A 22179-nucleotide genomic window follows, 5' to 3' on the forward strand; every position below is an offset into this window, starting at 1 on the left:
GCGGCGGAACGGCGGCGACGGCGCGGAGATCGGTCACGGAAGGTGTACGGTGGCGCGGCGACCGTGCGGTGGTACGGCCCGAGCCGCTGCCGCCCGGGACCGGCCCCCAGACATCCCATGCGCTTAGATGTCAAGCCGCGATCTTGGATGTCTTTTCCGATCTCTGCCGGGGCTCGCCTTCCGTGCGATGCGACCAGGCGGTTGCTTCGTCGTATTTGGTGCGTGTTTTCAGGCATCCGTGGAGGATCCCCACGAGCCGGTTGGCGAGTTGGCGCAGAGCTGCGTGATGACCTACGTCGCGTGTTCGCAGCTCGTCATAGTAGGCGCGGGCACCTGGTGAGGCGCTCAGCGCGGCGAATGCCTGAGCCCCCAGGGCATCGATGAGCCTGTCGTTGTGCACGAATCGTGCCAGCACGACCTTCTTCTTGCCGGAGGCCCTGGTGATCGGGCTGGTCCCGGCATAGTTCCTGCGGGATTTGGCGTTGTCGTACCGGTCGGGGTCGTCGCCGAACTCACCCAACACCCGGGCACCGAGTAGGTGTCCCAGCCCAGGTTGGCTGAGGTAGATCTCAGCGTCCGGGTGCCGGCCAAAATGTGCCTCGACCTGGTCTTCCATGGTCTTGATCTGCTCGTTCAAGGTAGCCAGGATCGCTGCTTGGGCGCGCACCGAGGCGGCGTATGCGGCAGTGACGACCTCAGGCTGGCTCAGATGGCGAGCCTGCAGAGCCACCTGTATCGCCGCTGCCTTGTCGGCCACGTTACGCCGCCGGGCTCGCCTGAGTGCCGCGCTGATCTGCTCAAAGGTCAGTTCGGCCGCCGAAGCCGGATCTGGTGCCGTAACCAGCAGTTCCAGGGTGTCTGCCCTGGACAGATCATCGAAGGCGGCCAGAGCTGCGGGAAAGTACTCTCGCAGTGCATGGCGTAGCCGCTGCACGTGGCGGGTGCGCTCCCAGACCAGCGTCTTATGCGCCCGGGCCACCACCTTGATCGCCTCCCCCTGAGGAGTATCACCGGCGATCACGCGATGCTGGTGCCGATCGGTTCGCACCATGTCGGCCAGTGTGCGCGCGTCCGCGGCATCACTCTTGGCCCCCGATACGCTGTGCCGCTCGCGGTAACGTGCCACCGACAACGGATTCACCGCATACACCCGGTAGCCCGCCGCGATCAACGCCTGCACCCACGGACCTCGATCGGTTTCAATGCCGATCACCACCTGATCCGCCTCTACGCCCTCAGCCACATGCCGGCCGATCAACTCATGCAGTTTCGCGATCCCGGCAACGCCTTCCTCCAACCGCGCCTTGCCCAGCCGTCGCCCCGTCTCGTCTTGCAACTCGACATCATGGTGCTCCTCAGCCCAGTCATCCCCGACGAACAGCACCTCAGTTCCTCCTACCCATGGACGGCAACCTGGTTCAGCAGCTCGCGGGAGGACTGTCCCAACCTAATGATCTAGTGCTCAAGACCGACTGCCTGGCACGACATCCCATCAGCGATCAACCCTCCCGACCACCGACAGGGGCACGATCTGGGGGTAGAACTCCCGAAAGGTCCCGGCCGCACGAGTGCTCACCTGCCGACGGCTACTGTCACCGAGTCTGCCCCAGCTCGAAGCCGACCCGGTAGCTCTCATTAGGCCGCACGCCCGGACGGCGAGCGGGCGCGGGGCCGTGCGCACGGCGCGGAGCGCCGTCGCCTTGAACCAGTAAAGAAACTCTGAGCCACTCAGACCTGTGCTGTCTGAGCTGTGCTGTCGAGTCTCATGCCCCACACCGAAACCTCAGTAGTGACCTTGAGGTTGCCGAGCGGGTCAGCCCTGATCAGCTCCTCCACGAGCGCCTCCGGAGAGAGGCCGGGCGGCCCATAGTGGGCGTACCACTTCTGACCATCGATTGTGGAGACGGAGATGCGTTGCTCATCGTCGATAAGAGTCGCTTCGCGTACCTTGCCTTCACGCGCCTTCTGAAGAATGAACGAGATATCACGCTTGTCGTAAGGGTCGTATGTTGCGAAAGCCACACACGCACCAGCAAGTACATGCGCAATGACCAGCATCGTCAGCAGCTTGACTCTTGGCCTAGAAGGGCTGCGCTCCAATAAGGGATTGACCACGGCACCTCTTTCGTTCGGCTGGTCACCCATGCCATGCACCTTCGTCGCAAAACGACGAGGATTGCACTGAGACCGTTTAGGAAGGCCAAAAGTATCCCACGGCTGGCAGTGACAACTAGATCACGAGGTCTATGCCGTTGTCGCTGAGTTCCTGCGGTGTGAAGTCGGCTTCGGCGTTGTCGGCGAGTTCGCGGTGGTAGCCGATCTCGTAGCGGTTGGCGGGGGCTTTGACCTCGGTGACCTCAATGGGGTGGCCGTTGGGGTGGGCCATGGTTCGGCGGATGATGAGGACGGCTTCGGCGTAGTCCATGCCGAGGGCGGTTCGTTCGTCTTCGTAGGCGATGCGGGCGGTGGTGAGGGTCATCCATCGGATGGGGCCGTGTTCTCGGATGAGGGACTGGTAGAAGAGGCCTGGGCGCTTGCGGTACTGGGCGTGGCGCTTGGGGTCGTCGTAGTCGGCGAGCATGTCGGCGTTGGTGTAGGAGTTGATCTCCAGGCGGGCCGATGCGCCGTGAATGGCGGCGGTGTGGCCTCGGTGCCACATGCTGCGGCGGTGGATGACCGGGTGGCCGGGGCGGACGCTGAGCATGATCGCGACGTCGCGGTTGGCGGTGGTCTTCTCGCCGGTGAACAGCGGGGTCTCCTGGTCGCGTTGGGCGAGGTCCCACCCGAAGGCTTGGACATCCGGGTGGTTGCCGGGGGCGGCGAGGTCGGGCCGGTCTCGGTCGGTGATGAGGATGGTGCGGCGTTCGGGCATGGGGCGGACGAAGGAGCCACGTCCGCGCATGACGTAGGCCAGTCCTTCGGAGACGAGGGTGTCGATGGCCTTGCGGGCGGTGGGGCGGGAGACGTCGTACTTCCTGACGAGTTCGGGTTCGCTGGGCAGTGCGCCGCCGGGGGGATAGCGCCCGTCCAGGATGGCGGCTCGTAGGTCGGTGGCGATGACGCGCCAGCGGGCATCCTTGTCGTCGGTGGCGATCTCCATGGTGGCCTTCCTCGGTAAATCCTCACGACTACTTGTACTACAGGTTGACGAGCAAGCGCCATGTCTGTCAACCTGTAGTACAAGTGGTCCTATGAAGGAGGTGGTGCCCTATGAGCAAGGAGGAACAGCGCGACGATCAGCCATCCGGCGCCGAGTGGATGGCCGATTTGGCCCGCCTGGTCAACGCGCCGGGCTATGGGCGGTGGCGCTCCATGGTCGCGGCGACCGGCGGATGCGCCCATCCGGTGCACCTGGCCGGACAGTCGATGATCGTGGACGCGAGCACGGGTGAGATGCTGCATGCGTACACAACCGATGGTGAGCCTTCGGGGCATCTCCTGGTGGCCTGCGGCAACCGGCGCGTCTCGGTGTGCCCGGCATGCTCGCAGACCTACCAGGCCGACACCTTCCACCTGATCAGGGCGGGCCTGTCTGGCGGCAAGGGCGTGCCCGAGACGGTCAGCGCGCACCCCCGGGCGTTCGTCACCCTGACCGCCCCCTCCCTCGGCCCCGTCCACTCGCACCGCGACGGCCGTCCCTGCCGTCCCCGCAACCGCGACAGGCTGTGTGAGCATGGGCGGCCGGTCGGTTGCCACCTCCGGCACGACTCACACGACGAACGGCTCGGCCAGCCGATCTGCCCCGACTGCTACGACTACACGGGCGCGGTGCTGTGGCAGGCACACGCAGGCGCGCTGTGGCACCGGTTCGCCCTCGGCCTCAGGCAAGAGCTGGCCGTCCAGACCGGGATGAGTCGCCGTGCCTTCGCTGAGCAGGTCAAGGTGTCCTTCGCCAAGGTAGCCGAGTATCAACGGCGCGGCCTGATCCACTTCCACGCCATCATCCGCCTCGACGGCGCCGCCGGACCGAGCCAGCCGCCACCCGACTGGGCCGACCACCACATGCTCATCCAGGCGATCCCACCCGCCGTGCGGCATGTCACCGTGACCACACCGCCGAGCGATCTCGGGCGATGGACCCTCACCTGGGGCGACCAGCTCGACATCCGCCCCATCCTGATCGACTCCAGCGCCGACGGGCTCAGCGAACGAGCCGTCGCCTCCTATATCGCCAAGTACGCCACCAAGGGTGCCGAAGCCTCCAGCACCGTCGATCACCGCCTGTCCTGCCGGGCCTGCGCCGGACGCGGGCGGCTGAGCCTGATGGCCGCCTGCGGACACTGCCACGGCACGGGCCTCAAGCCCGGCCTGAACCTGGATGCCTTGCCCGTCACCGAGCACGCGCGGCGCATGATCCGCACCTGCTGGGACCTCGGCGGACGTTCTGAGTTCAGGGCGCTCCGGCTCCGCCCTTGGGCGCACATGCTCGGCTTTCGCGGCCACTTCTCCAGTAAGAGCCGCGCCTACTCGCTCAACCTCACCGACCTGCGTAACGCTCGTGCCGCCCATCGCGCGGCCGAAGCCCGCGAGCGTCACGGCCTGCCCGCCCTCGGCGACGCCACCACGCTCGTCCTGGGCCACTGGCGGTTCGCCGGAATCGGCTACACCCCCGGCGAAGCGATCATGGCCGAACACATCCGCCAGCGTGTCCAGACCGCCCGCAAGATCGCGGCAGATCAGGCGGATGGATGACCCCACCCCTACCCGCCCACGACCGGCGGCTCTACCGCGTCTGCGAGGCCATGTACCTGCTCAGCCTCAGCCGAAGCGTGATCTACGAACTGATCCGCTCAGGACGTCTCCGTTCCGTGACCCAGGGGCGTACCCGGCTCATCCCCGCCTCAGCCATAGAGGACTACATCTCCCTACTCGAACAGGAGGCTTCATGACCGAACGACGCAGCCGAGGAGACGGCGGCTTGCACTGGGACGAGCAGCGGCAACGCTGGATCGCCTCGGTGACGGTCGGCTACACCCCGGCCGGCAAGCGCATCGTCAAGAAAGCCAGCGGCAAGACCAAGACCGAAGCCAAGGCCAAGCTCAAAGAGATCGTCCGCGACCATGAGGACGGCCTCGCCATCGCGCCCACCAACTACACGGTGGCCAATGCGGTCCGCTACTGGCTTCAGCACGGCCTCGGCGGGCGTTCTCCCGCAACCGTCAAGATGTACAACACCTACGCCGACACGCACGTGATCCCCGCCCTCGGTGCCCGTAAGCTGCGGGATCTGTCCGTGGAAGACGTTGACAAGTGGCTGGCCAGCAAGACGGGCGAGCTGGGCACTCGGTCACTCAAGCTGATCCACGGCATCCTCAACCGGGCGGTCAAGAGCGCGATGCGTCGCGACAAGGTGAAGCGCAACGTCGTGGACCTCTGCGACATCCCGGAGGGGCGCGCGGGTCGTCCGTCGAAGGCCCTGACGCTGGCTCAAGCTCTCGCCGTCCTCACACAGGCCGAGGGGAGCGGGGAGCGCATGCGGGCCTACATCGTTCTCTCGCTGCTGATCGGCGCTCGTACGGAGGAACTGAGGGCGCTGCTCTGGTCGCACGTCGTGGCCTACGACGAGGCTCGGGCCGCGTGGCTGCCGGTGGGGGAGACGGGCTGGGAACACGAGGAGTTCGCGATCTACGTCTGGCGGTCCGTCCGGCAGAAGGGCGACACCAAGACGGTGAAGTCCCGTCGGTCGCTCAAGCTGCCCCGGCGCTGCGTGGAGGCGCTGTGCCTGCTCAAGGAAGCCCAAGAGATCGCGCAGGAGAAGGGAGGAGATCGCTGGAAGGGTTCGGATCTCGTGTTCTGCACGCGGACCGGCACGCCCGTCACGGCCCACAACGTACGGCGTGACTTCCGGAAGGTCGTGGAGGCGGCCGGGCTCAGCGGACGGGAGTGGTCGCCTCGCGAGCTGCGGCACAGCTTTGTGTCCGTGCTGTCAGACTCCGGCGTCCCCATCGAGGACATCTCGCGCCTGGTCGGGCACTCCAACACGGTGGTAACCGAGACGGTCTATCGACACCAGATCAGGCCCGTGATCATGCAGGGAGCTGCGGCGATGGGCAAGATCTTCGGGAGTTAGTCACTCACTTAGTCACTCAGACGCCGTTTTCAAGATCAGAGATCAAGTGTTTACGCAGGTGGGCGGTACTGGGTTCGAACCAGTGACCCCTCGCTTGTAAGGCGAGTGCTCTACCGCTGAGCTAACCGCCCCTGATCGGCACTACACCTTACGACACCACAGGGCCCGATCGCACATCCACCACCCACCCAGGCCCCAGTTCGGGGCGGTCGGCGGCGCGCCAGCCCAGGAGGGCGGCTCCGAGCATGCTGGCGTCCACCCCGAGCGCCGCCGGGACCAAGGGGGGTGCGTCGCGGAAGGCCAGGCGCTTGACGAGGCGGGTGCGTACCGGGTCGAAGAGGGCGGGGCCCGCTTCGGCCAGGCCGCCGCCGAGGACGATCACCGAGGGGTCCAGCAGGAGCGTGTACGTGGCCAGGGCCAGCGACAGGGCCTCCACAGCCTCGTCCCAGACCTCGACGGCGATCGGGTCGTCGGAGGAGACCACCTGCTCCGCCTTGACGCCTTCCACGCCGGCTCGCTGGCTGTAGCGGCGTCCCACCGAGGCCGCCGAGGCGTACGTCTCCAGGCAGCCGAACTGGCCGCACGCGCACTGCTCCCCGTCCGGGAAGACCGGGGTGTGGCCGATCTCGCCGGCCCAGCCCGAGGAGCCGCCGTACGGCTCGCCGCGGATGATCGAGGCACCGGCGATTCCCGTGCCGATGGGGAGGAAGAGGAAGTCCGAGAGCCCCCGGCCGGCGCCCAGGATGCTCTCCGCGAGGCCGCCGGTTCGTACGTCGTGGCCGAGCAGGACCGGGATGTCGAGGCTGGTGAAGCTGGCGGCGGGGACGTCGCGCCAGCCCAGGTTCGCCGCGTAGACGGCGGCGTTGTCGGACACCAGGCCAGGTACGGCCAGGCCGACGCCCGCGGGGATGCCGTCGCCCGAGGAGGCCAGGTGGCTGATGAAGTCGGAGATGGCGGCCACGACCGCCTCAGGGCCCTCGGCCCGGGGGGTCGGGCGCCGCTCGCTCAGCAGCACCGCGCCGGACTCGCTGACCAGGCCGCCCTTCATGGACGTGCCACCGACGTCGAGCGCGACTACGAACGAACTCATTGCGGACACGGAAAGAGACGATAGCGCAGCTCAGTAAATGTCTGGAAAGGGTCTGCGGTCCGTTGTCCGGACTTCCCGGGAGTTCCAGCTACTTCTCGGCCTTGGGTTCCAGCTGCCCCAGGGCTCATGCCACGGCCGTCCGCGCCTCCTGGGGGCCTCATGGTCCCGGGCCGCTCCACCGGCCATTCCCGGGAGAAGGCGGTCGGAGCCGCTCAGGCGCGCCCCAGCACGCGGTTGAGCGCCGCCTCGACCTCCGCCGAGAGCCCCGGAGGCGGCGCCACGGCAGGGGCCGTGAGGGCGTCCGAGCGGGCCGTCCGTACGGCGCCGCAGGACCGGCACTCCACCTCGCCCAGCCGGCAGATCAGCGCCGAGGACCCGCACGTCGAGCACGAGTCCAGGTCGAGGTCGTGCAGTCGTTGACAGTCCGGGCAGATCAACACCTGGGTCTCGTGGCGCACCCCGCGCTGCCACGGGCTGGCGCCGCGCACCGGGTCGGTCTGCCGGGCCCCGCAGCGGTAGCAGGGCATCGTTCCCTCCGAGGTCAAGATCCGAAGTCAAGAAATGTCGGCGAGTGCCTTCACGTAGTCGGCGACGTCACGTGCGGAGGAGATCGGATTGACGACCGACCACCGGATCACGCCCTCGCCGTCGATGACGAAGGTCCCCCGAAGGGCGAACCCCTTCGCCTCATCCAACACACCGTACGCCCGCGCGACCTGTCCGTGTGGCCAGAAATCGGAGAGCAGCGGAAAGGTGTAACCCTCGCGATCCGCCCACGCACGGTGCGTGAACATGGAGTCGACGGAGACCGTCAGCAGCTGTGCGCCCTCGAGAGGCTGGTCGCGCAGGGCGGACAGCTCGCTGTGACAGATCCCGCTGAAAGCAAGCGGGTAGAAGACCAGCACGACCTTGGAGCCCCGGAACTGAGACAGGCTCACCGGGGTGCCGTGCTGGTCCTGCAGCTCGAAATCCGGAGCCAGGGCGCCGACCTCGGCAGGATGCGCTTTCACAGGCATCATCCTGCCGCATGGAAGGCGCTCGGACCCCCTACCGTTTGCCCTTGGGCGTGACGAGCCTGGTGCCGGACCAGTCGGGTGCGGCGGAGATGCTGCTGGTCTGCGAGAGCCCCGCGGTAGCGGCATCCTCCCCAATGTCGCTCGGCTCCACGTGGCCGTCGCGTCCGGCCTTGGGAGTCAGCAGCCAGATCTGGCCGCCGTCGGCGAGTGCTCGCATGGCGTCGCTGAGGGCGTCGAAGAGGTCTCCGTCGCCGTCGCGCCACCACAGCAGCACAACGTCGACGACGTCGTCACTCTCCTCGTCCAGCAGCTCGTTGCCGGTCAGGTCCTCGATGGACTCGCGAAGCTCGTCGTCGACGTCCTCGTCCCAACCGATCTCCTGCACCACCTGACCCGGCTTGAGGCCGAGCCGTTCGGCCAGGCCGCGCTCGCCCTGCGCCTGACCCGCGGTCGCGCTCACGTTTATCCCTCCTGCTTGAGTGGCCCCGCTTATGCGGTTTATCGCTTCGGCACAGTCCACACGCTGTGACCCTCAGTCGTCAACGGTCGCCACGGGTGCGGCCGTAGTCGGCCAGAATCAATCAGACAAAAACGACAGGCGAACCTGGCGTTGCGGGTTGTCGACGTTCAGGTCGACAAGTGCGATCGACTGCCATGTGCCGAGCGTCAATCGCCCGCCCAGCACGGGCACCGTGGCGTACGGCGGGATCAGTGCCGGCATGACATGCGACCTTCCGTGACCCCGCGAACCGTGCGCGTGACCCCAGCGGTCATCGGGCGGCAGCAGCTCGCGCAGTGCGGCGAGCAGGTCGTCGTCGCTGCGCGAGCCCAGCTCGAGCAGGGCGACACCGGCCGTCGCATGGGGCACGAAGATGTGCAGCAGCCCGTCGCCGCCCTGCGCGCGCACGAAATCGGAGCATTCGCCCGTGATGTCGTGCACCGTCTCTCGTGACCCTGTGGCCACAGAGATGATTTTAGATCTCACACGGAAATCCTACTTATGCACCACGACGGCATCCGGCCCGGGAAACACCAGTCCGGTGTGCCCGTCGTCGAAGCGCACCATGTACGGAGGTTCGCCCTCGGGGCCCTGGACCTCCGTGATCACACCACTCCGGTCCCTTTCGCCGACGATATGCCCGTGCACCAGGAGCCGGTCTCCTACCGCAGCATTCATACATCCCACATTGGTACGCGGAAAGCCATACGAAAAGAGCGATTCGCAACTTTTGCTCCCCCTGCAGGGGGAGGAAGAAAAATGACCGAAACGTTACCCTTCGCTGATGTGGCGTTTCGGGCTCCGCGGCCGGATGGCGATGTCGTACGTGCTGGTCACGGCCACCGCGGTACTGCTGGTCGAGGCCGTGATCGTGGCCCTTTACGTGATCCCGCAGGCCAGCGCGACCGACCTGGCCTCGGTGCTGCGGGACCAGGCGGGGCGGGACGCCAAGGCGCTCAGCCAGGACGCGGCCAGGCGGCCGCCACCGCTGCCCGACGCCTCGGGCCGCGATCTCCTGCAGAGGGCGATGTCCACGGCGGAGCCGCGAACCCTCCTGAGCGGCGTCAGGCCGCCCGAACCGGGCTTCGCCATGCTGGAGACGCTCGTCGACACGGAAGGCGTGATCGTCGGCAGCTCCGCGCCCGAGATCTACGGAGTGGGCACCGGCCTGGACGTCCCCCTGCCTGGCCGCGAGGGAGGCGGCGGCACGGCCAGGACCAGGACGGGCGCGACGGTCTGGCACTTCAGCCCCGTGACCGTGAAGACGCCCGTGGGTCTGCAGATCCTCGGGTACGTGTACGTCCAGGCCCCGGCGGAGGCCGCACCCGCCGCGCCGGTCGTGGGCTCGCTCGCGCCCTTGCTGGTGCCCGGTCTGCTGGCGGTGGGGCTCGTGGTGCCGGTCGGGCTGGTGTTCGGCCTGCTCAGCACGCGCCGGCTGACCACCAGGGTGCGCCGGCTCGCCGGCGTCACGACGGCCGTGGCCTCGGGCGACTTCCGGCCACGGGTGGCGGTCACGGGGAGCGATGAGGTGAGCACGCTCGAGCATTCGTTCAACCTCATGACCGACCGGCTCGGCGCGGCGGTCGAGGCGGCCAGGCTGACCGCGCGGGCCGAGGCCCGCCAGGCCGAACGCGGCAGGATCGCCAGGGAGCTGCACGACTCGATCTCCCAGGATCTGTTCTCGCTGAGCCTGCTGGCCGGGGGCATGCGCAGGGCCGCGCCGGACGCCCTGCGCGAACAGGCCGAGGCGATGGAGCGCACCGCCGCCCGCGCGATGCGCGAGATGCAGGCGCTGCTGCTGGAGCTGCGGCCGGTGGCGCTGGAGGACGCGGGCCTGCTGCCCGCCCTGGAGGAGCTCTGCCACGCGTACGAGACGCGGCTCGGCGTCAAGGTCCGGGCCGAACTGGCGGAGGTCGTGCTGTCGCCCCCGGCCGAGCACGCGGTGCTGCGCCTCGTCCAGGAGGCGCTCGGCAACGCGATCAAGCACGCTGAGCCGACCAGGATCACGGTACGGCTGGGCCGCCACGACGGCCCGGTCACCGTGGAGGTGTCGGACGACGGCCTGGGCTTCGACCCCTCCGGCGTGGCCGCCAAACACGGCATGGGCCTGGCGCTGATGCGCGAGCGGGTGGAGGAGCTCGGCGGCCGATGGGAGATCCACAGTGACGGGAGCGGCACCACAGTGAGAGCGAGCCTGCCATGACCATCCGCGTCCTCATCGTCGACGATCACGAGGTGGTGCGCCAGGGGCTGCGGTTCGTCCTGGAGCAGGAGGAGGGGATCGAGGTCGTGGGGGAGAGCGGCGACGGGGCGGCGGCGCTGCACGCCGTCCGGGGGCTGCGGCCCGACGTGGTGCTGCTCGACCTGGTCATGCCCGTCATGGACGGGCTCGCGGTGCTGGAGAGGCTGCGCGGGGAGGCGGAGCGGCCCGCGGTGATCGTGCTGACCTCGTTCCAGGAGGAGGACAGGGTGGTGGAGGCGGTACGGCTCGGCGCGCTGTCGTACCTGTCCAAGACGACCGCGGTCGACCGGGTGGTGGAGGCGGTGCGCGCGGCGGCGCGGGGCGGCAGCGTGCTGGAGCCCGGGATCGCGGCGCTGCTGCTCGGGCGGGTGCGCCAGGGCGGCCGCCCGAGACCGCTCGACCTGCTGACACCCAGAGAGCGGCAGGTGCTGTCGGCGATGGCGAGGGGGCGGTCGAACTCGGAGATCGCCAGGGACCTGCGCATGGGCAGGGAGACCGTCAAGACGCACGTCTCCAGCATCCTGGCCAAGCTCGGCGTGGCCGACCGCACCCAGGCCGCGATCTTCGCGCTCCAGCAGGGCCTCGTCCCGCTGGACGAGGCCCTGGGATAGGGCCCTGAGGTAGGTGGGCCGCACCCTCGGGAGCCGCCCCGGGAGGACGGCCGTTAGACTCCCTCGGTCACATCGCGCTGCCGCGGGTGAGAACCTCTCCTCTTCGGGGGAGAGAGGAGAGTACGGGCAGCGGTGGCAAGGGAACATTCGAGCGAAATTTCGTCTGTTTTCCTGTCTTGTTAAATTGCTCCCGGGATGTAACCTTTGGGGGCGATTCGTCCTACCATCGGTGGTCTAGGCCATCTGATCGTCTCTGCCAGCAGGGACGCCTCTGGTTACCGGCCAGTAGAGATGCGTTTTCTACGGCTAGCGACCAGGATGGAAGGCGACCGCGAGGGCTAGACACCCAAAAGACCAGACATCAGTCATCCTCGGAAGGCGAGACCCAGTGGCTTCCGGACGCCAGCGATTCTCGATCATCAGCGACGGCCTACCCAGCCAGCTGCCTGATGTCGACCCCAGCGAGACCAACGAGTGGCTCGAGTCTCTCGACAATGTCGTCAAGACCGAAGGCCGCACCAGAGCCCGCTACCTCATGCTGCGCATGCTGGAGCGGGCCCGCGAGCACCAGGTCGGCGTGCCGGGTTTGCGGAGCACCGACTACATCAACACGATCCCGCCGGAGCGCGAGCCCTGGTTCCCGGGTGACGAGCACGTCGAGCGCCGCATCCGCGCCTACATCCGCTGGAACGCGGCGATCATGGTGTCCAGGGCCAACGCCCGCACCAACGTCGGCGGCCACATCGCCACCTACGCCTCCGCCGCCTCCCTCTACGAAGTGGGCTTCAACCACTTCTTCCGCGGCAAGGACCACGGCGAGTCGGGCGACCAGGTCTTCTTCCAGGGGCACGCGGCGCCCGGCATCTACGCCCGCGCCTTCCTCGAGGGCCGGCTCAACGAGGCGCAGCTCGACGCGTTCCGGCAGGAGCTCTCGCACGGCTTCCACGGCCTGCCCTCCTACCCCCACCCGCGCCTCATGCCCGATTTCTGGGAGTTCCCGACGGTCTCCATGGGCCTCGGCCCGATCGGCGCGATCTACCAGGCGCGGTTCAACCGCTATCTGCTCAACCGGCAGCTCAAGGACACCAGCCGCAGCCACGTATGGGCGTTCCTCGGCGACGGCGAGATGGACGAGCCCGAGTCGCTCGGCGCGATCGGCCTGGCCGCCCGCGAGGAGCTCGACAACCTCACGTTCGTGATCAACTGCAACCTGCAGCGGCTCGACGGTCCGGTACGCGGCAACGGCAAGATCATCCAGGAGCTGGAGTCGTACTTCCGCGGCGCCGGCTGGAACGTGATCAAGGTCGTGTGGGGCCGCGACTGGGACCCGCTGCTCGCGGCCGACGTCGACGGCGTGCTGGTCAACCAGATGAACACGACCCCCGACGGCCAGTTCCAGACGTACTCGGTCGAGTCCGGCGGCTACATCCGCGACAACTTCTTCGGCGGCGACCCGCGCCTGCGCAAGATGGTCGAGCACCTGACCGACGACGACATCCGCAAGCTGTCGCGCGGCGGCCACGACTACCGCAAGGTCTACGCGGCGTTCAAGGCGGCCCGCGAGCACGTCGGCCAGCCGACCGTGATCCTCGCCCAGACCATCAAGGGCTGGACGCTGGGCAAGGACTTCGAGGCGCGCAACGCCACCCACCAGATGAAGAAGCTCACCAAGGCCGAGCTGAAGGAGTTCCGCGACCGGCTCTACCTGCCGATCCCGGACTCGGCGCTGGAGGGCGACCTTCCCCCGTACTTCCACCCGGGCGAGAACGACCCCGAGATCCAGTACATGAAGGAGCGCCGCGCGGCGCTCGGCGGCGTGCTGCCCAAGCGGGTCATGCGCGCCAAGCCGGTCAAGCTGCCCGGCGACGAGGTCTACAGCACCTTCCAGAAGGGCTCGGGCAAGCAGCAGGTCGCCACCACGATGGCGTTCGTGCGGCTGCTGAAGGACCTCATGCGCGACAAGGAGATCGGCCACCGGTTCGTGCCGATCATCCCGGACGAGGCCCGCACGTTCGGTCTCGACGCCATGTTCCCGACGGCCAAGATCTACTCCCCGCACGGCCAGACGTACGAGGCCGTCGACAGGGAGCTGCTGCTGTCGTACAAGGAGGCCGTGCAGGGGCAGATCCTGCACGAGGGCATCAGCGAGTCGGGCTCGATGGCCTCGGCCATCGCGGCCGGCACCGCCTACGCCACGCACGGCGAGCACATGATCCCGATCTACATCTTCTACTCGATGTTCGGGTGGCAGCGCACCGGCGACCAGATGTGGCAGATGGGCGACCAGATGGGCCGCGGCTTCCTGCTCGGCGCCACCGCCGGCCGCACCACGCTGAACGGTGAGGGCCTGCAGCACGAGGACGGCCACACGCCGCTCATCGCCTCGACCAACCCGGCCGCGGTCTCCTATGACCCGTCCTGGGCGTTCGAGGTGGCCCACATCGTCAAGGACGGCCTGCGGAGGATGTACGGCGACCAGCCGGAGGACGTCTTCTACTACCTGACCGTCTACAACGAGCCCTACCTGCAGCCCGCCCAGCCCGCCAACATCGACGTACAGGGCCTGCTCAAGGGCCTGTACAAGTTCGCCGACGGGCCGCAGATCCAGGGGCCGAAGGCCAACATCCTGGTCTCCGGCGTGGCGGGCCCGTGGGCGATGGAGGCGCAGCGCCTGCTCGCGGAGGACTGGGGCGTGTCGGCCGACGTGTGGTCGGCGACGTCGTGGTCCGAGCTGCGCCGCGATGCCATGGCCTGCGAGGAGCACAACCTGCTCAACCCCGACGCCGAGCAGCGGGTGCCCTACGTGACCCAGGTGCTCTCCCACGCGCAGGGCCCGTTCGTGGGCGTCAGCGACTACATGAAGGCCGTGCAGGACCAGATCGCGCAGTGGGTGCCGGGTGACTGGTCCTCGCTGGGCACCGACGGGTTCGGTCTGTCCGACACGCGCTCGGCGCTGCGCCGCCACTTCCACGTGGACGCCGCCTCGATCACGCTGGCCGTGCTGACCAGCCTGGTCAAGCGGGGCGAGCTCGACGGCGAGGTGCTGCGCGAGGCCATCGCCCGCTACCACCTCAAGAACGGCGTCACCGAGGCCGGCGGCGCCGAGAGCAACGACACCCAGTCGATGGGCGTCTGAGTCATCCACGGACGGCGCTCCCGCGAAGATTCTTTCGCGGGAGCGCCGTCATTTCAGCGCCCACGCCGGTTGGCCTGTGAGGCGGCACGTCGAGGAGGGGTACGGGCCGCCTCACGCGGGTATGGTGCGGCGTCACGTATTGTGGGCACTACTTCCCCCTGAGAGACGAGGGGAAATCAGTTTCATGCGACGCGTCCTAGCCGCCGCCCTGCTCATGACGGCCGCCGCCGCCGGCTGCTCCACCGTGCCGGCAGCGGAGCCCGCCACGAAGTCCACGGGGGGCATCGATACGATCAACTGGGGACCGTGCACCGACATCAAGCGCCCTGACGGCGAGCCGCCGGCCCGCCAGGACGCGTCCGTACGATGTGGGAAGCTCGCGGTGCCCCTGGACTACGCCAAGCCCGACGGGGAGAAGATCGACCTGGCGCTCATCAAGCTCCAGGCCACGGGCAAGGCCAAGAAGCTGGGCTCGATGGTGTTCAACTTCGGCGGGCCCGGCGCCTCGGGTGTCGACACGCTCGACCAGGCCGGCAAGGCGCTCACCGCGCTGCGCGACCGCTACGACCTGGTCAGCTTCGACCCGCGCGGCGTCGAGCGCAGCGCCGGGGTGCGCTGCGGTGACAACGCCGAGATGGACAGGTTCACCGCCCTGGACACCTTGCCGGTCGACAACAAGACGCATCAGGAGGCCGCGCAGGCCAACAAGCAGTTCGCCAAGCTCTGCGAGCAGAACTCCGGCAAGATCCTGCCGTACATCGGCACGGTGAACGCCGCCCGCGACATGGACAGGATCCGTGCCGCGGTGGGCGATCCCAAGCTCAACTACGTCGGCATGTCGTACGGCACGCAGCTCGGCGCCGTGTACGCCACCGAGTTCCCCAAGAACGTGGGGCGCATGGTGCTCGACGCGCCGCTCGACCCGACGGTGACGTTCGAGCAGCGGACGCTGGTGCAGACGCGCGGGTTCCAGCGGGCGTACGAGAGCTTCCTGCGGGCGTGCGTCAAGAACAAGTGCGACCTCGGCGCGGACCAGACCACCGCCGACGCGAACGTCGAGAAGCTGATGAACCAGCTCACCACGCAGCCGCTGAAGGTCGGCCAGCGCGAGCTCACCCAGGGTCTGGCCTCCACGGGCGTGGCGGCGGCGCTGTACTCGGAGATGACCTGGCCGTTCCTGGAGCAGGCGCTCAGCGAGGCGCTCAAGGGCCGGGGCGACGGGCTGATGTACCTGGCCGACTCCTACACGGGCCGCTCCGAGGACGGCTCGTACTCGACGCAGATGACCAGCTTCCCGGCCATCACCTGCGTGGACACCTCCGAACGGCCCAGCGAGGCGGAGATCAGGCGCACCGAGGCGGCCGCGATGAAGATCTCGCCGCTGTTCGGCAGCGAGGGCTCGGGCGGGCTGTGCCGGGTCTGGCCGGTCAAGGGCAGCGATCAGGCGCGGCACGTGAACGCCACCGGGTCCGCACCGATCATGGTGGTCGGCGGCAAGGGCGACCCCGCCACGCCGTACGAGTGGGCGCCCAAGCTGACGGCCCAGCTCAAGACCGCAACCCTGGTCACGTACGAGGGCGAGGGGCACGGGGCCTACCTGTCGGGGAGCAAGTGCATTCAGGGGCTCGTGGACGGGTTCCTGATCGACGGCAAGCTGCCGGCGAGGGGCACCACCTGCCCGGCTGCCTGATGTGGCCCCGTCTGATGTGGCCCCGTCTAATGTGGCGCTGTGACGTACGACTTGCTTATCGAGACTGAGGCCGCGCGGCTCGGCGCCCTGGCCACGGACCTGTCCATCCCGGTGCCCACGTGCCCGGGATGGACGATGGCCGATCTGGTCACGCATGTCGGCCAGACGCATCGCTGGGCCGTCCACATCCTGCGTAACCAGGTCCAGGAGCGGATCTGGTCGCGCCAGGTGCCCAGCGGGCTGGCCGAGGGCCAGAGCGGCGACGCGGCCTGGCTGGCCGCCGGGGTGGCCGAGCTGCTCGACACGCTCCGCGCCACCGACCCGTCGATGACGGTGTGGACGTGGGGCCCAGACAAGCAGGCGTCCTGGTGGCCCCGCCGGATGGTCTTCGAGCTGGTGGTCCACCGGGCCGACGCGGAGCTGGCGCTCGGCGTCGACCCGGTGGTCCCGGCCGACGTGGCGGTCGACGGTGTCGAGGAGTTCCTGCACAACCTGCCGTATGCCGGCTGGATCACGCCGCGGCTGGCGGAGCTCGGCGTGGAGGGGGCCACGATCCACCTCCACGCGACCGACGCCGACGGCGAGTGGACCATCACCCAGGGGCCGGCCGGGAGGATCTCCTGGGAGCGCGGGCACGCCAAGGGCGCCAGCGCGGTCCAGGGGACGGCCCAGGACCTGCTGCTCCTGATGTACGGCCGGCGCTCGCCGGAGGAGCTGACGGTCTACGGCGACGCGGATCTCCTCGGCCGCTGGCTCACCACGGCCGCCTTCTGACTGGGCTCCTCGGCTTGCCACCGCCCTCGGCCGCCGGCTTGCCACGGCCCGCCTGCCGACTGTGCTTGGCCCTGGGCGCGCCGCCGCTCGGCGATCGGCGGCGTGCCCAGGGCGCCGGGTGAACCGCTGTGAAGCGACCCCGTCCGGATGCCGGAGGCCGCGGGGAAGGCGCTCGCTCCGGCCGTCGGACGGTTGATCACCCAGGCGTCGGGGTCACCTCCGGTGGAAGATCCCGAAGACGCTGCCCGACGTGTCACGGAGGTAGGCGAAGTCGGTGCCGGCGCCGTCGTCGATCACCTTCATGATCACCTTGCCGCCCAGCGACTCGCTCTTGGCGCAGGCCGCCTCGACGTCGGCAACCTGCACGTGGAAGATCGCGTGCGCGGGGAACTCGCCCTTGGTGTTGAACAGCCCGCCGGTGGGGCGCTCACCGTCCGGATAGCTGATCATCCGGTAGTCGAGCGGCCCCTCGTCGTCGCGGGCGAACGTCCAGCCGAACAGCCCGCCGTAGAACGCCTGAGCGCCCTCGGGGTCGTCGGTCGCCACCTCGAACCAGGTCACCGTGTTGTCCATCGTCGTCTCCAGGTCGTATTTCTCGAACAGGACAACGATCTAACGTGATGGCGACAACCCTATGTCGGTGTTTTCCATTGACTAATCGAGCACAGTGCCGTGAACAATCATCTCGGGCACGTCGGGGGCGAAGCCTTCGAGCGGGCGGTCGGGACAGCGCTCGGCGGTCACGGTCGCGGCGGCGATCCGATCGAGGCGGAAGACCCGCACGTCATCGCGGAGCCGGCACCACGCCACGAGATACCAGAACCCGCCCCGGCCGCCCAGGAACACGCCAGGCTCGACGTCGCGCGAGGTCAGCATGCCCTTGGCGTCGGCGTAGTCGAGCCTGAGCACGCGCCGGCGCAGCAGCGCCTCCTCGATGGCCCGGGAGATCCCCTCGGCGCCGAGGGGCCGGCTCTGCGCTCCGGGCTCGGGCGGCTGGTGGATGAGCTGCACCCGCCGCGCCAGCTCCCTGGCGAGCTCGCCCTCCGAGCCCGGCATCGCGGCCACCACCTTGCGTAACGCGCTGCGCGCCTGCCGGCCGAACGGCTGGTCGCCGGCCCGGCTGAGCGCCACCGCGATGGCCACCGCCTCGGCGGGGGTGAAGTTGAGCGGGGGAAGGGTCATCTTCTTGTCGATGGCATAACCGCCCTTGCGGCCCGGCTCGGCGTAGATCGGCACCCCTGACTCCTGCAGGGCGGTGATGTCGCGCTCGATCGTGCGCACGCTCACCTCGAACCGCTCGGCCAGCTCGCGTGCGGAGCGGCAGCGGGGGGCGATGGCGCGCAGATCCTCGACGAGCGCGTAGAGCCGGTCGGTACGATTCACAGCCGCGACGCTACGCGCCGCCACCGACAATCGCGGCGCGTCCGCCGTCCCCGCAACCCCTGCCTCACCGTACGGCCACAGGGGTCTCACGGCGCCGAGAGAGGCAGGGCGCGTGGTCCCTGAGCCGTGCGGCGCCTGCGGCGTTTTCCGCGCCGAATAATGAGATGTGATCCGGCGCGTTGATCGCTACCGTTGGAGACAGTTCACGGGACAAGAGGGAGGTGCGGGTCGAAATGGTGTCGGTTATCTTTTTCGAGAAAAGAACCCATCCGGCGCCGGGCATACATCCGCACCCTCTGGGTCCATTCCAGCTGGTCAGGTCCGGTGCCGGCACGGGTCGAATCTCGTCGGTTATCGACTGATAATCGGGTTGTTGCGGGTTCGAGTCCCGCCGCGGATCTCGCGTCCGCGTAGCTCAACTGGCAGAGCACCAAAACGGCCGGTGAGTCCACCATATCCGTGCCGGTTCCAGATCTGATCTCCCGTAGTCCCCAAGGAGCGCAGGCAATGGCTCATGATCCCCTCGCAGCGGTCTCGGCGTTCGCCACCCCGCAGACGCGCCCCATCCCCGGCCGTGCCGACCAGGTGCGGAACGCGGCGGGCGGCTACGTCTTCGGCAAGGACCTGTGGCGCAAGCTGGAGGACTTCCTGATCCTCGGCACCACGGGCGGCACCTACTACGTCACCGAGGACAGGCTGACCGCCGACAACGCCGGCGTGCTCTTCCAGGCGATCGCCGAGAACGGCCCGCGCGTGGTCGAGCTGCTGACCGCCGTCTCGACGGCCCGGCCGCCGCGGGCGCCGAAGCAGCGCCCTGCCCTCTTCGCCCTGGCCGCCTGCTACGCCAAGGGCGACGCGGACACGCGGCAGGCCGCGAAGCTGGCGCTGGCGAAGGTGGCGCGCACCACGGACCATCTCGCCCAGTTCTTCGGCTACTACAAGAACCTGGGCGGTAAGGCGACGGCTCGGGGCACCGCTCCCGTCGCCGGCCGATCTATGCGTACGGCGCTCGGCTCCTGGTTCCTGACCGGGAGCCCGGACGATGTGGCGTTCAAGGCGTGCAAGGCCCGCCGGCGCAAGACGCCGCAGGGCGAGGCGTTCGACCTGCGTGACGTGTTGCGCATCGCCCACCCGGCCGCGGACGACGAGCAGCGCGGGACGCTGTTCGGGTGGATCGCGGGGAACGTGGCGGACGAGCGGGCTCGCGAGGCGCTGCCGGCCGTTCACCGCTTCCTCACGGCGAAGGCCGTCACGAGCGCGGACGAGGCCGTGCGCGTGGTGACGGAGTCGCGGGTGCCGTGGGAGTTCCTGCCGGACGCGATGCTGCGCGAGCCGGAGGTGTGGGAGGCCCTCGTCGACACGATCGGCATGACGGCCCTGCTGCGCAACCTCGCCAGGATGACCCGCATCGGCGCGCTCACGCCGATGGGCGACGCCACCCGGCGTGCGGTCGCCCGGCTCACCGACCGCGAGGCGCTGCTGAAGGCCCGCGTCCACCCCATGGACGCCTGGCTGGCCATGCGCGTCTACGCGTCCGGCAAGGCCCGGCCGAACCCGCGCGCCGACCTCCAGACCTGGCGGCCCGTGCCCGCCGTCCTCGACGCGCTGGAGGAGACGTACGAGCTCTCCTTCGGCGCGGTCGAGCCGTCGGGCAGACGGCTGCTGGTCGCGGTGGACTCGTCCGGGTCCATGTCGTGGGGCCACGTCCACGCGGGCGGCTCGCCGCTCGGCACCCCGTACGAGATCGGCTGTGCGATGGCCGTCATGCTGGCGCGCATCGAACGGGGCGACGTGCACGTCATCGACGTCGACACGGAGGTCCACGCCTCGAAGGTGACCCCTCGCACGAACCTGCGCGAGATCGCCTCCTGGCGGCCCTCGGGCGGCGGCACCGACCTGTCGCTGCCGTTCACCTGGGCGTCCAGGAAGCGGCTGCACGTGGACGGGACCGTTGTGTTCACCGACAACGAGACCTGGGCGGGCCGCTCCCACCCGGCGCAGGCCATGGAGGCCTACCGCCGGGAGATCAACCCGCGGGTCCGTGTCGTCGTCGCCGCGATGACCGCGGCCGGTTACTCGATCGGCGACCCGAAGGACGACGGCGTGCTCAACGTCGCCGGGCTGGACGCCTCGCTCCCGCTCGTCGTCAACGGCTTCATCCGCCCCTGAGCCCGCTCTACCAGCGGTGGTGGACCTGGGGGCGGATCAGGTCGTCGTAGATCTCCTGGACCGCCTTCATGGTCGCCGCGTCGAGCGCGGGCACGGCGGCCGCGGAGGCGTTGGCGGTGGCCTGGGCCGGGTTGCGGGCGCCCGGGATGACCACCGAGACGCCCTCCTGGTCGAGGATCCAGCGGAGGGCGAACTGGACCATCGTCACGCCCGAGGGCACCAGCGGGGCCAGGCGGCGGACCGCCTCCAGGCCTGTGCCGAAGTCCACGCCCGAGAAGGTCTCCCCGACGTCGAACGCCTCCCCGCGCCGGTTGTAGTTTCTGTGGTCGTCGGAGCCGAAGGTGGTGTGCTCGTCGTACCGGCCGGACAGCAGGCCGCTGGCCAGCGGGACGCGGGCGATGATGCCCACCCCTGCGGCGCGGGCGGCGGGCAGGACCTGCTCCAGCGGCTTGAGCCTGAAGGCGTTGAGAATGATCTGCACGGTCGCCACCCCCGGCCGCGCGATCGCCGCCAGCGCCTCCTCGCACGTCTCCACGCTGACCCCGTACGCCGCGATCTTCTGCTCGGCCACCAGCGTGTCCAGGGCGTCGAAGACCGCGTCCGTCGAATACACCGGAGTCGGCGGGCAGTGGAGCTGGACCAGGTCGATGGTGTCCACGTTCAGGTTCCGGCGGGAGCGCTCGTTCCACGCGCGGAAGTTGGCCATCACATAGTTCGAGGGGATCTGTTCGAGCCGGCGGCCCATCTTGGTGGCGACGGTCAGCTCCGGGCGGTCCTTGGCGAAGCGGCCGACGATCTGCTCGCTGCGCCCGTCGCCGTAGACGTCGGCCGTGTCGATGAAGGTGACGCCCGCGTCCGCGGCGGCACCGAGGGTGGCGACGGCGTCGTCCTCCGTCACCTGCCCCCAGTCGGCGCCGAGCTGCCACGCGCCCAGGCCCACGATGCCCACCTGGCGCTCTGTCCGTCCCAACGTGCGTTGTTCCATGGGTAACAGTGTCCTGGATGGTCAACGGGCCGCTAGCCCAGGGGCGCGACGGCGCTCACCGTGGTGCCTCCTCCCAGCACGCTGTTGATCTGCAGGATGCCGGAGATGTTCGCCAGGCCGGCCTTCATGACCCGCAGGCCCCGCCCCTCCGTCTCCAGCGGGAAGCCGACCCCGTCGTCGCTGATGGTCAGCCGCAGTCCCCGCGCCCCCGCGGTGACGGCGACCGACACGGTACGCGCCTTGCTGTGGCGCTCCACGTTGTCGAGCGCCTCCCGAACGGTGCTGAGGACCACCTCCGCGACCTGGGAGGGCACGTTCCTACCTGGCAGCGCCCACACCTCCACCGCGATCCCCGTCCGGTCCTCCCACTGCCCGAGGTAGTCCTCCAGGAGCTGCGAGAGCCCTCGCTGTTCGTCCAGATGAAGCTGCATATAACCCCCGTCTCGATCTTTCACCTGTTTGATTCACATAACTGGTGAAAGGTTCCGTCCGCTCTCTCCCTGGGATGACCGAT

At 68.8% G+C, this 22179-nt stretch carries 22 protein-coding genes and 1 tRNA gene; 9 read left to right on the top strand and 14 right to left on the bottom strand.

All coding sequences use genetic code 11. The features are described from left to right. Positions 1–130: 130 nt before the first annotated feature. The 3 genes from ABD830_RS48030 to ABD830_RS48040 all read right to left on the bottom strand — a co-directional run bounded on the left by ABD830_RS48030 (position 131) and on the right by ABD830_RS48040 (position 3100). Complete coding sequence (locus tag ABD830_RS48030) at positions 131–1384, bottom strand: IS110 family RNA-guided transposase (RefSeq protein WP_344998072.1); 1254 nt, start codon at positions 1382–1384, stop codon at positions 131–133. 344 nt (positions 1385–1728) lie between these two features. Continuing rightward, positions 1729–2145 carry a hypothetical protein gene (locus ABD830_RS48035; protein ID WP_345002288.1) on the bottom strand — a complete coding sequence of 139 codons (417 nt, stop codon included), beginning with the start codon at positions 2143–2145 and terminating at the stop codon, positions 1729–1731. Between the two features lie 85 nt (positions 2146–2230). Then, positions 2231–3100: a GntR family transcriptional regulator gene (locus ABD830_RS48040; RefSeq protein ID WP_345002289.1), complete on the bottom strand. Its 870-nt coding sequence runs from the start codon at positions 3098–3100 to the stop codon at positions 2231–2233. 110 nt (positions 3101–3210) lie between these two features. Between ABD830_RS48040 and ABD830_RS48045 the strand changes: the two genes are divergently transcribed. From ABD830_RS48045 to ABD830_RS48055, 3 genes are read left to right on the top strand one after another with little or no spacing between them, the layout of a single operon-like run. After that, the gene (locus ABD830_RS48045) at positions 3211–4692 is read left to right on the top strand and encodes a replication initiator (RefSeq protein ID WP_345002290.1); all 1482 of its coding nucleotides are present in this window, start codon (positions 3211–3213) and stop codon (positions 4690–4692) included. Beyond that, entirely contained in the window at positions 4689–4889 is a 201-nt protein-coding gene (locus ABD830_RS48050; protein ID WP_345002291.1) for a helix-turn-helix domain-containing protein, read from the top strand. Before ABD830_RS48045 ends, ABD830_RS48050 begins: the two co-directional genes overlap by 4 nt. Further along, a complete protein-coding gene (locus ABD830_RS48055; RefSeq protein WP_345002292.1) occupies positions 4886–6070 on the top strand; it encodes a site-specific integrase in 1185 nt (394 codons plus the stop codon). The genes ABD830_RS48050 and ABD830_RS48055 overlap by 4 nt, the downstream gene beginning before the upstream one ends. Positions 6071–6129: 59 nt before the next feature. On the opposite strand, the gene ABD830_RS48060 is transcribed toward ABD830_RS48055, so the two are convergent. The 7 genes from ABD830_RS48060 to ABD830_RS48090 all read right to left on the bottom strand — a co-directional run bounded on the left by ABD830_RS48060 (position 6130) and on the right by ABD830_RS48090 (position 9353). Then, a tRNA-Val gene (locus ABD830_RS48060) sits at positions 6130–6201 on the bottom strand. Positions 6202–6218: 17 nt separating this feature from the next. Continuing rightward, positions 6219–7160: an ROK family protein gene (locus ABD830_RS48065; protein ID WP_345002293.1), complete on the bottom strand. Its 942-nt coding sequence runs from the start codon at positions 7158–7160 to the stop codon at positions 6219–6221. Between the two features lie 212 nt (positions 7161–7372). Next, positions 7373–7705 carry a hypothetical protein gene (locus ABD830_RS48070; protein WP_345002294.1) on the bottom strand — a complete coding sequence of 111 codons (333 nt, stop codon included), beginning with the start codon at positions 7703–7705 and terminating at the stop codon, positions 7373–7375. A gap of 9 nt (positions 7706–7714) precedes the next feature. After that, positions 7715–8176, bottom strand: coding sequence for a peroxiredoxin (locus ABD830_RS48075; protein WP_345002661.1), 462 nt, complete (start codon positions 8174–8176; stop codon positions 7715–7717). Between the two features lie 31 nt (positions 8177–8207). After that, positions 8208–8636 (bottom strand): DUF3052 domain-containing protein, encoded by a 429-nt coding sequence (locus ABD830_RS48080; RefSeq protein ID WP_345002295.1) that lies wholly within the window; start codon positions 8634–8636, stop codon positions 8208–8210. Positions 8637–8753: 117 nt separating this feature from the next. Then, the gene (locus tag ABD830_RS48085; RefSeq protein ID WP_345002296.1) at positions 8754–9161 is read right to left on the bottom strand and encodes a secondary thiamine-phosphate synthase enzyme YjbQ; all 408 of its coding nucleotides are present in this window, start codon (positions 9159–9161) and stop codon (positions 8754–8756) included. 9 nt (positions 9162–9170) lie between these two features. Beyond that, positions 9171–9353, bottom strand: a complete 183-nt coding sequence (locus tag ABD830_RS48090) for a DUF1918 domain-containing protein (RefSeq protein WP_345002297.1) — start codon at positions 9351–9353, stop codon at positions 9171–9173. Between the two features lie 106 nt (positions 9354–9459). Here ABD830_RS48090 and ABD830_RS48095 point away from each other — a divergent pair, with 106 nt between their 5' ends. From ABD830_RS48095 to ABD830_RS48115, 5 genes are all read left to right on the top strand, one after another. Beyond that, positions 9460–10878 carry a sensor histidine kinase gene (locus ABD830_RS48095; protein WP_345002298.1) on the top strand — a complete coding sequence of 473 codons (1419 nt, stop codon included), beginning with the start codon at positions 9460–9462 and terminating at the stop codon, positions 10876–10878. Further along, positions 10875–11528 carry a response regulator gene (locus tag ABD830_RS48100; RefSeq protein ID WP_345002299.1) on the top strand — a complete coding sequence of 218 codons (654 nt, stop codon included), beginning with the start codon at positions 10875–10877 and terminating at the stop codon, positions 11526–11528. The genes ABD830_RS48095 and ABD830_RS48100 overlap by 4 nt, the downstream gene beginning before the upstream one ends. A 388-nt stretch (positions 11529–11916) precedes the next feature. After that, positions 11917–14664 (top strand): pyruvate dehydrogenase (acetyl-transferring), homodimeric type, encoded by a 2748-nt coding sequence (gene aceE / locus ABD830_RS48105; protein WP_345002300.1) that lies wholly within the window; start codon positions 11917–11919, stop codon positions 14662–14664. Between the two features lie 184 nt (positions 14665–14848). Next, complete coding sequence (locus tag ABD830_RS48110; RefSeq protein ID WP_345002301.1) at positions 14849–16354, top strand: alpha/beta hydrolase; 1506 nt, start codon at positions 14849–14851, stop codon at positions 16352–16354. 39 nt (positions 16355–16393) lie between these two features. After that, positions 16394–17128 (top strand): maleylpyruvate isomerase family mycothiol-dependent enzyme, encoded by a 735-nt coding sequence (locus tag ABD830_RS48115; protein WP_345002302.1) that lies wholly within the window; start codon positions 16394–16396, stop codon positions 17126–17128. 213 nt (positions 17129–17341) lie between these two features. On the opposite strand, the gene ABD830_RS48120 is transcribed toward ABD830_RS48115, so the two are convergent. Together ABD830_RS48120 and ABD830_RS48125 are read right to left on the bottom strand one after the other, a co-directional pair. Continuing rightward, a complete protein-coding gene (locus tag ABD830_RS48120) occupies positions 17342–17701 on the bottom strand; it encodes a VOC family protein (RefSeq protein ID WP_345002303.1) in 360 nt (119 codons plus the stop codon). 81 nt (positions 17702–17782) lie between these two features. After that, positions 17783–18511 (bottom strand): helix-turn-helix transcriptional regulator, encoded by a 729-nt coding sequence (locus ABD830_RS48125; protein WP_345002304.1) that lies wholly within the window; start codon positions 18509–18511, stop codon positions 17783–17785. A gap of 507 nt (positions 18512–19018) precedes the next feature. Between ABD830_RS48125 and ABD830_RS48130 the strand changes: the two genes are divergently transcribed. Next, positions 19019–20680, top strand: a complete 1662-nt coding sequence (locus tag ABD830_RS48130; RefSeq protein ID WP_345002305.1) for a TROVE domain-containing protein — start codon at positions 19019–19021, stop codon at positions 20678–20680. Between the two features lie 7 nt (positions 20681–20687). Here the strand turns inward: ABD830_RS48130 and ABD830_RS48135 are convergent, their stop codons facing one another. Both ABD830_RS48135 and ABD830_RS48140 read right to left on the bottom strand, forming a co-directional pair. Continuing rightward, positions 20688–21665, bottom strand: coding sequence for an aldo/keto reductase (locus tag ABD830_RS48135; RefSeq protein WP_345002306.1), 978 nt, complete (start codon positions 21663–21665; stop codon positions 20688–20690). Between the two features lie 32 nt (positions 21666–21697). Continuing rightward, a complete protein-coding gene (locus tag ABD830_RS48140) occupies positions 21698–22096 on the bottom strand; it encodes a sensor histidine kinase (protein ID WP_345002307.1) in 399 nt (132 codons plus the stop codon). Positions 22097–22179: the final 83 nt, after the last annotated feature.

Origin of the sequence: Nonomuraea helvata (assembly GCF_039535785.1) — a bacterium.
GTDB lineage: Bacteria > Actinomycetota > Actinomycetes > Streptosporangiales > Streptosporangiaceae > Nonomuraea > Nonomuraea helvata.

Bases quoted from the DNA above. Each gene is read 5' to 3' on its own strand.
- ABD830_RS48035 (WP_345002288.1), bottom strand. From the start codon at position 2,145: ATGGGTGACCAGCCGAACGAAAGAGGTGCCGTGGTCAATCCCTTATTG.
- ABD830_RS48040 (WP_345002289.1), bottom strand. From the start codon at position 3,100: ATGGAGATCGCCACCGACGACAAGGATGCCCGCTGGCGCGTCATCGCC.
- ABD830_RS48045 (WP_345002290.1), top strand. From the start codon at position 3,211: ATGAGCAAGGAGGAACAGCGCGACGATCAGCCATCCGGCGCCGAGTGG.
- ABD830_RS48050 (WP_345002291.1), top strand. From the start codon at position 4,689: ATGACCCCACCCCTACCCGCCCACGACCGGCGGCTCTACCGCGTCTGC.
- ABD830_RS48055 (WP_345002292.1), top strand. From the start codon at position 4,886: ATGACCGAACGACGCAGCCGAGGAGACGGCGGCTTGCACTGGGACGAG.
- ABD830_RS48065 (WP_345002293.1), bottom strand. From the start codon at position 7,160: ATGAGTTCGTTCGTAGTCGCGCTCGACGTCGGTGGCACGTCCATGAAG.
- ABD830_RS48075 (WP_345002661.1), bottom strand. From the start codon at position 8,176: ATGCCTGTGAAAGCGCATCCTGCCGAGGTCGGCGCCCTGGCTCCGGAT.
- ABD830_RS48090 (WP_345002297.1), bottom strand. From the start codon at position 9,353: ATGAATGCTGCGGTAGGAGACCGGCTCCTGGTGCACGGGCATATCGTC.
- ABD830_RS48095 (WP_345002298.1), top strand. From the start codon at position 9,460: ATGTGGCGTTTCGGGCTCCGCGGCCGGATGGCGATGTCGTACGTGCTG.
- ABD830_RS48100 (WP_345002299.1), top strand. From the start codon at position 10,875: ATGACCATCCGCGTCCTCATCGTCGACGATCACGAGGTGGTGCGCCAG.
- ABD830_RS48110 (WP_345002301.1), top strand. From the start codon at position 14,849: ATGCGACGCGTCCTAGCCGCCGCCCTGCTCATGACGGCCGCCGCCGCC.
- ABD830_RS48120 (WP_345002303.1), bottom strand. From the start codon at position 17,701: ATGGACAACACGGTGACCTGGTTCGAGGTGGCGACCGACGACCCCGAG.
- ABD830_RS48130 (WP_345002305.1), top strand. From the start codon at position 19,019: ATGGCTCATGATCCCCTCGCAGCGGTCTCGGCGTTCGCCACCCCGCAG.
- ABD830_RS48135 (WP_345002306.1), bottom strand. From the start codon at position 21,665: ATGGAACAACGCACGTTGGGACGGACAGAGCGCCAGGTGGGCATCGTG.
- ABD830_RS48140 (WP_345002307.1), bottom strand. From the start codon at position 22,096: ATGCAGCTTCATCTGGACGAACAGCGAGGGCTCTCGCAGCTCCTGGAG.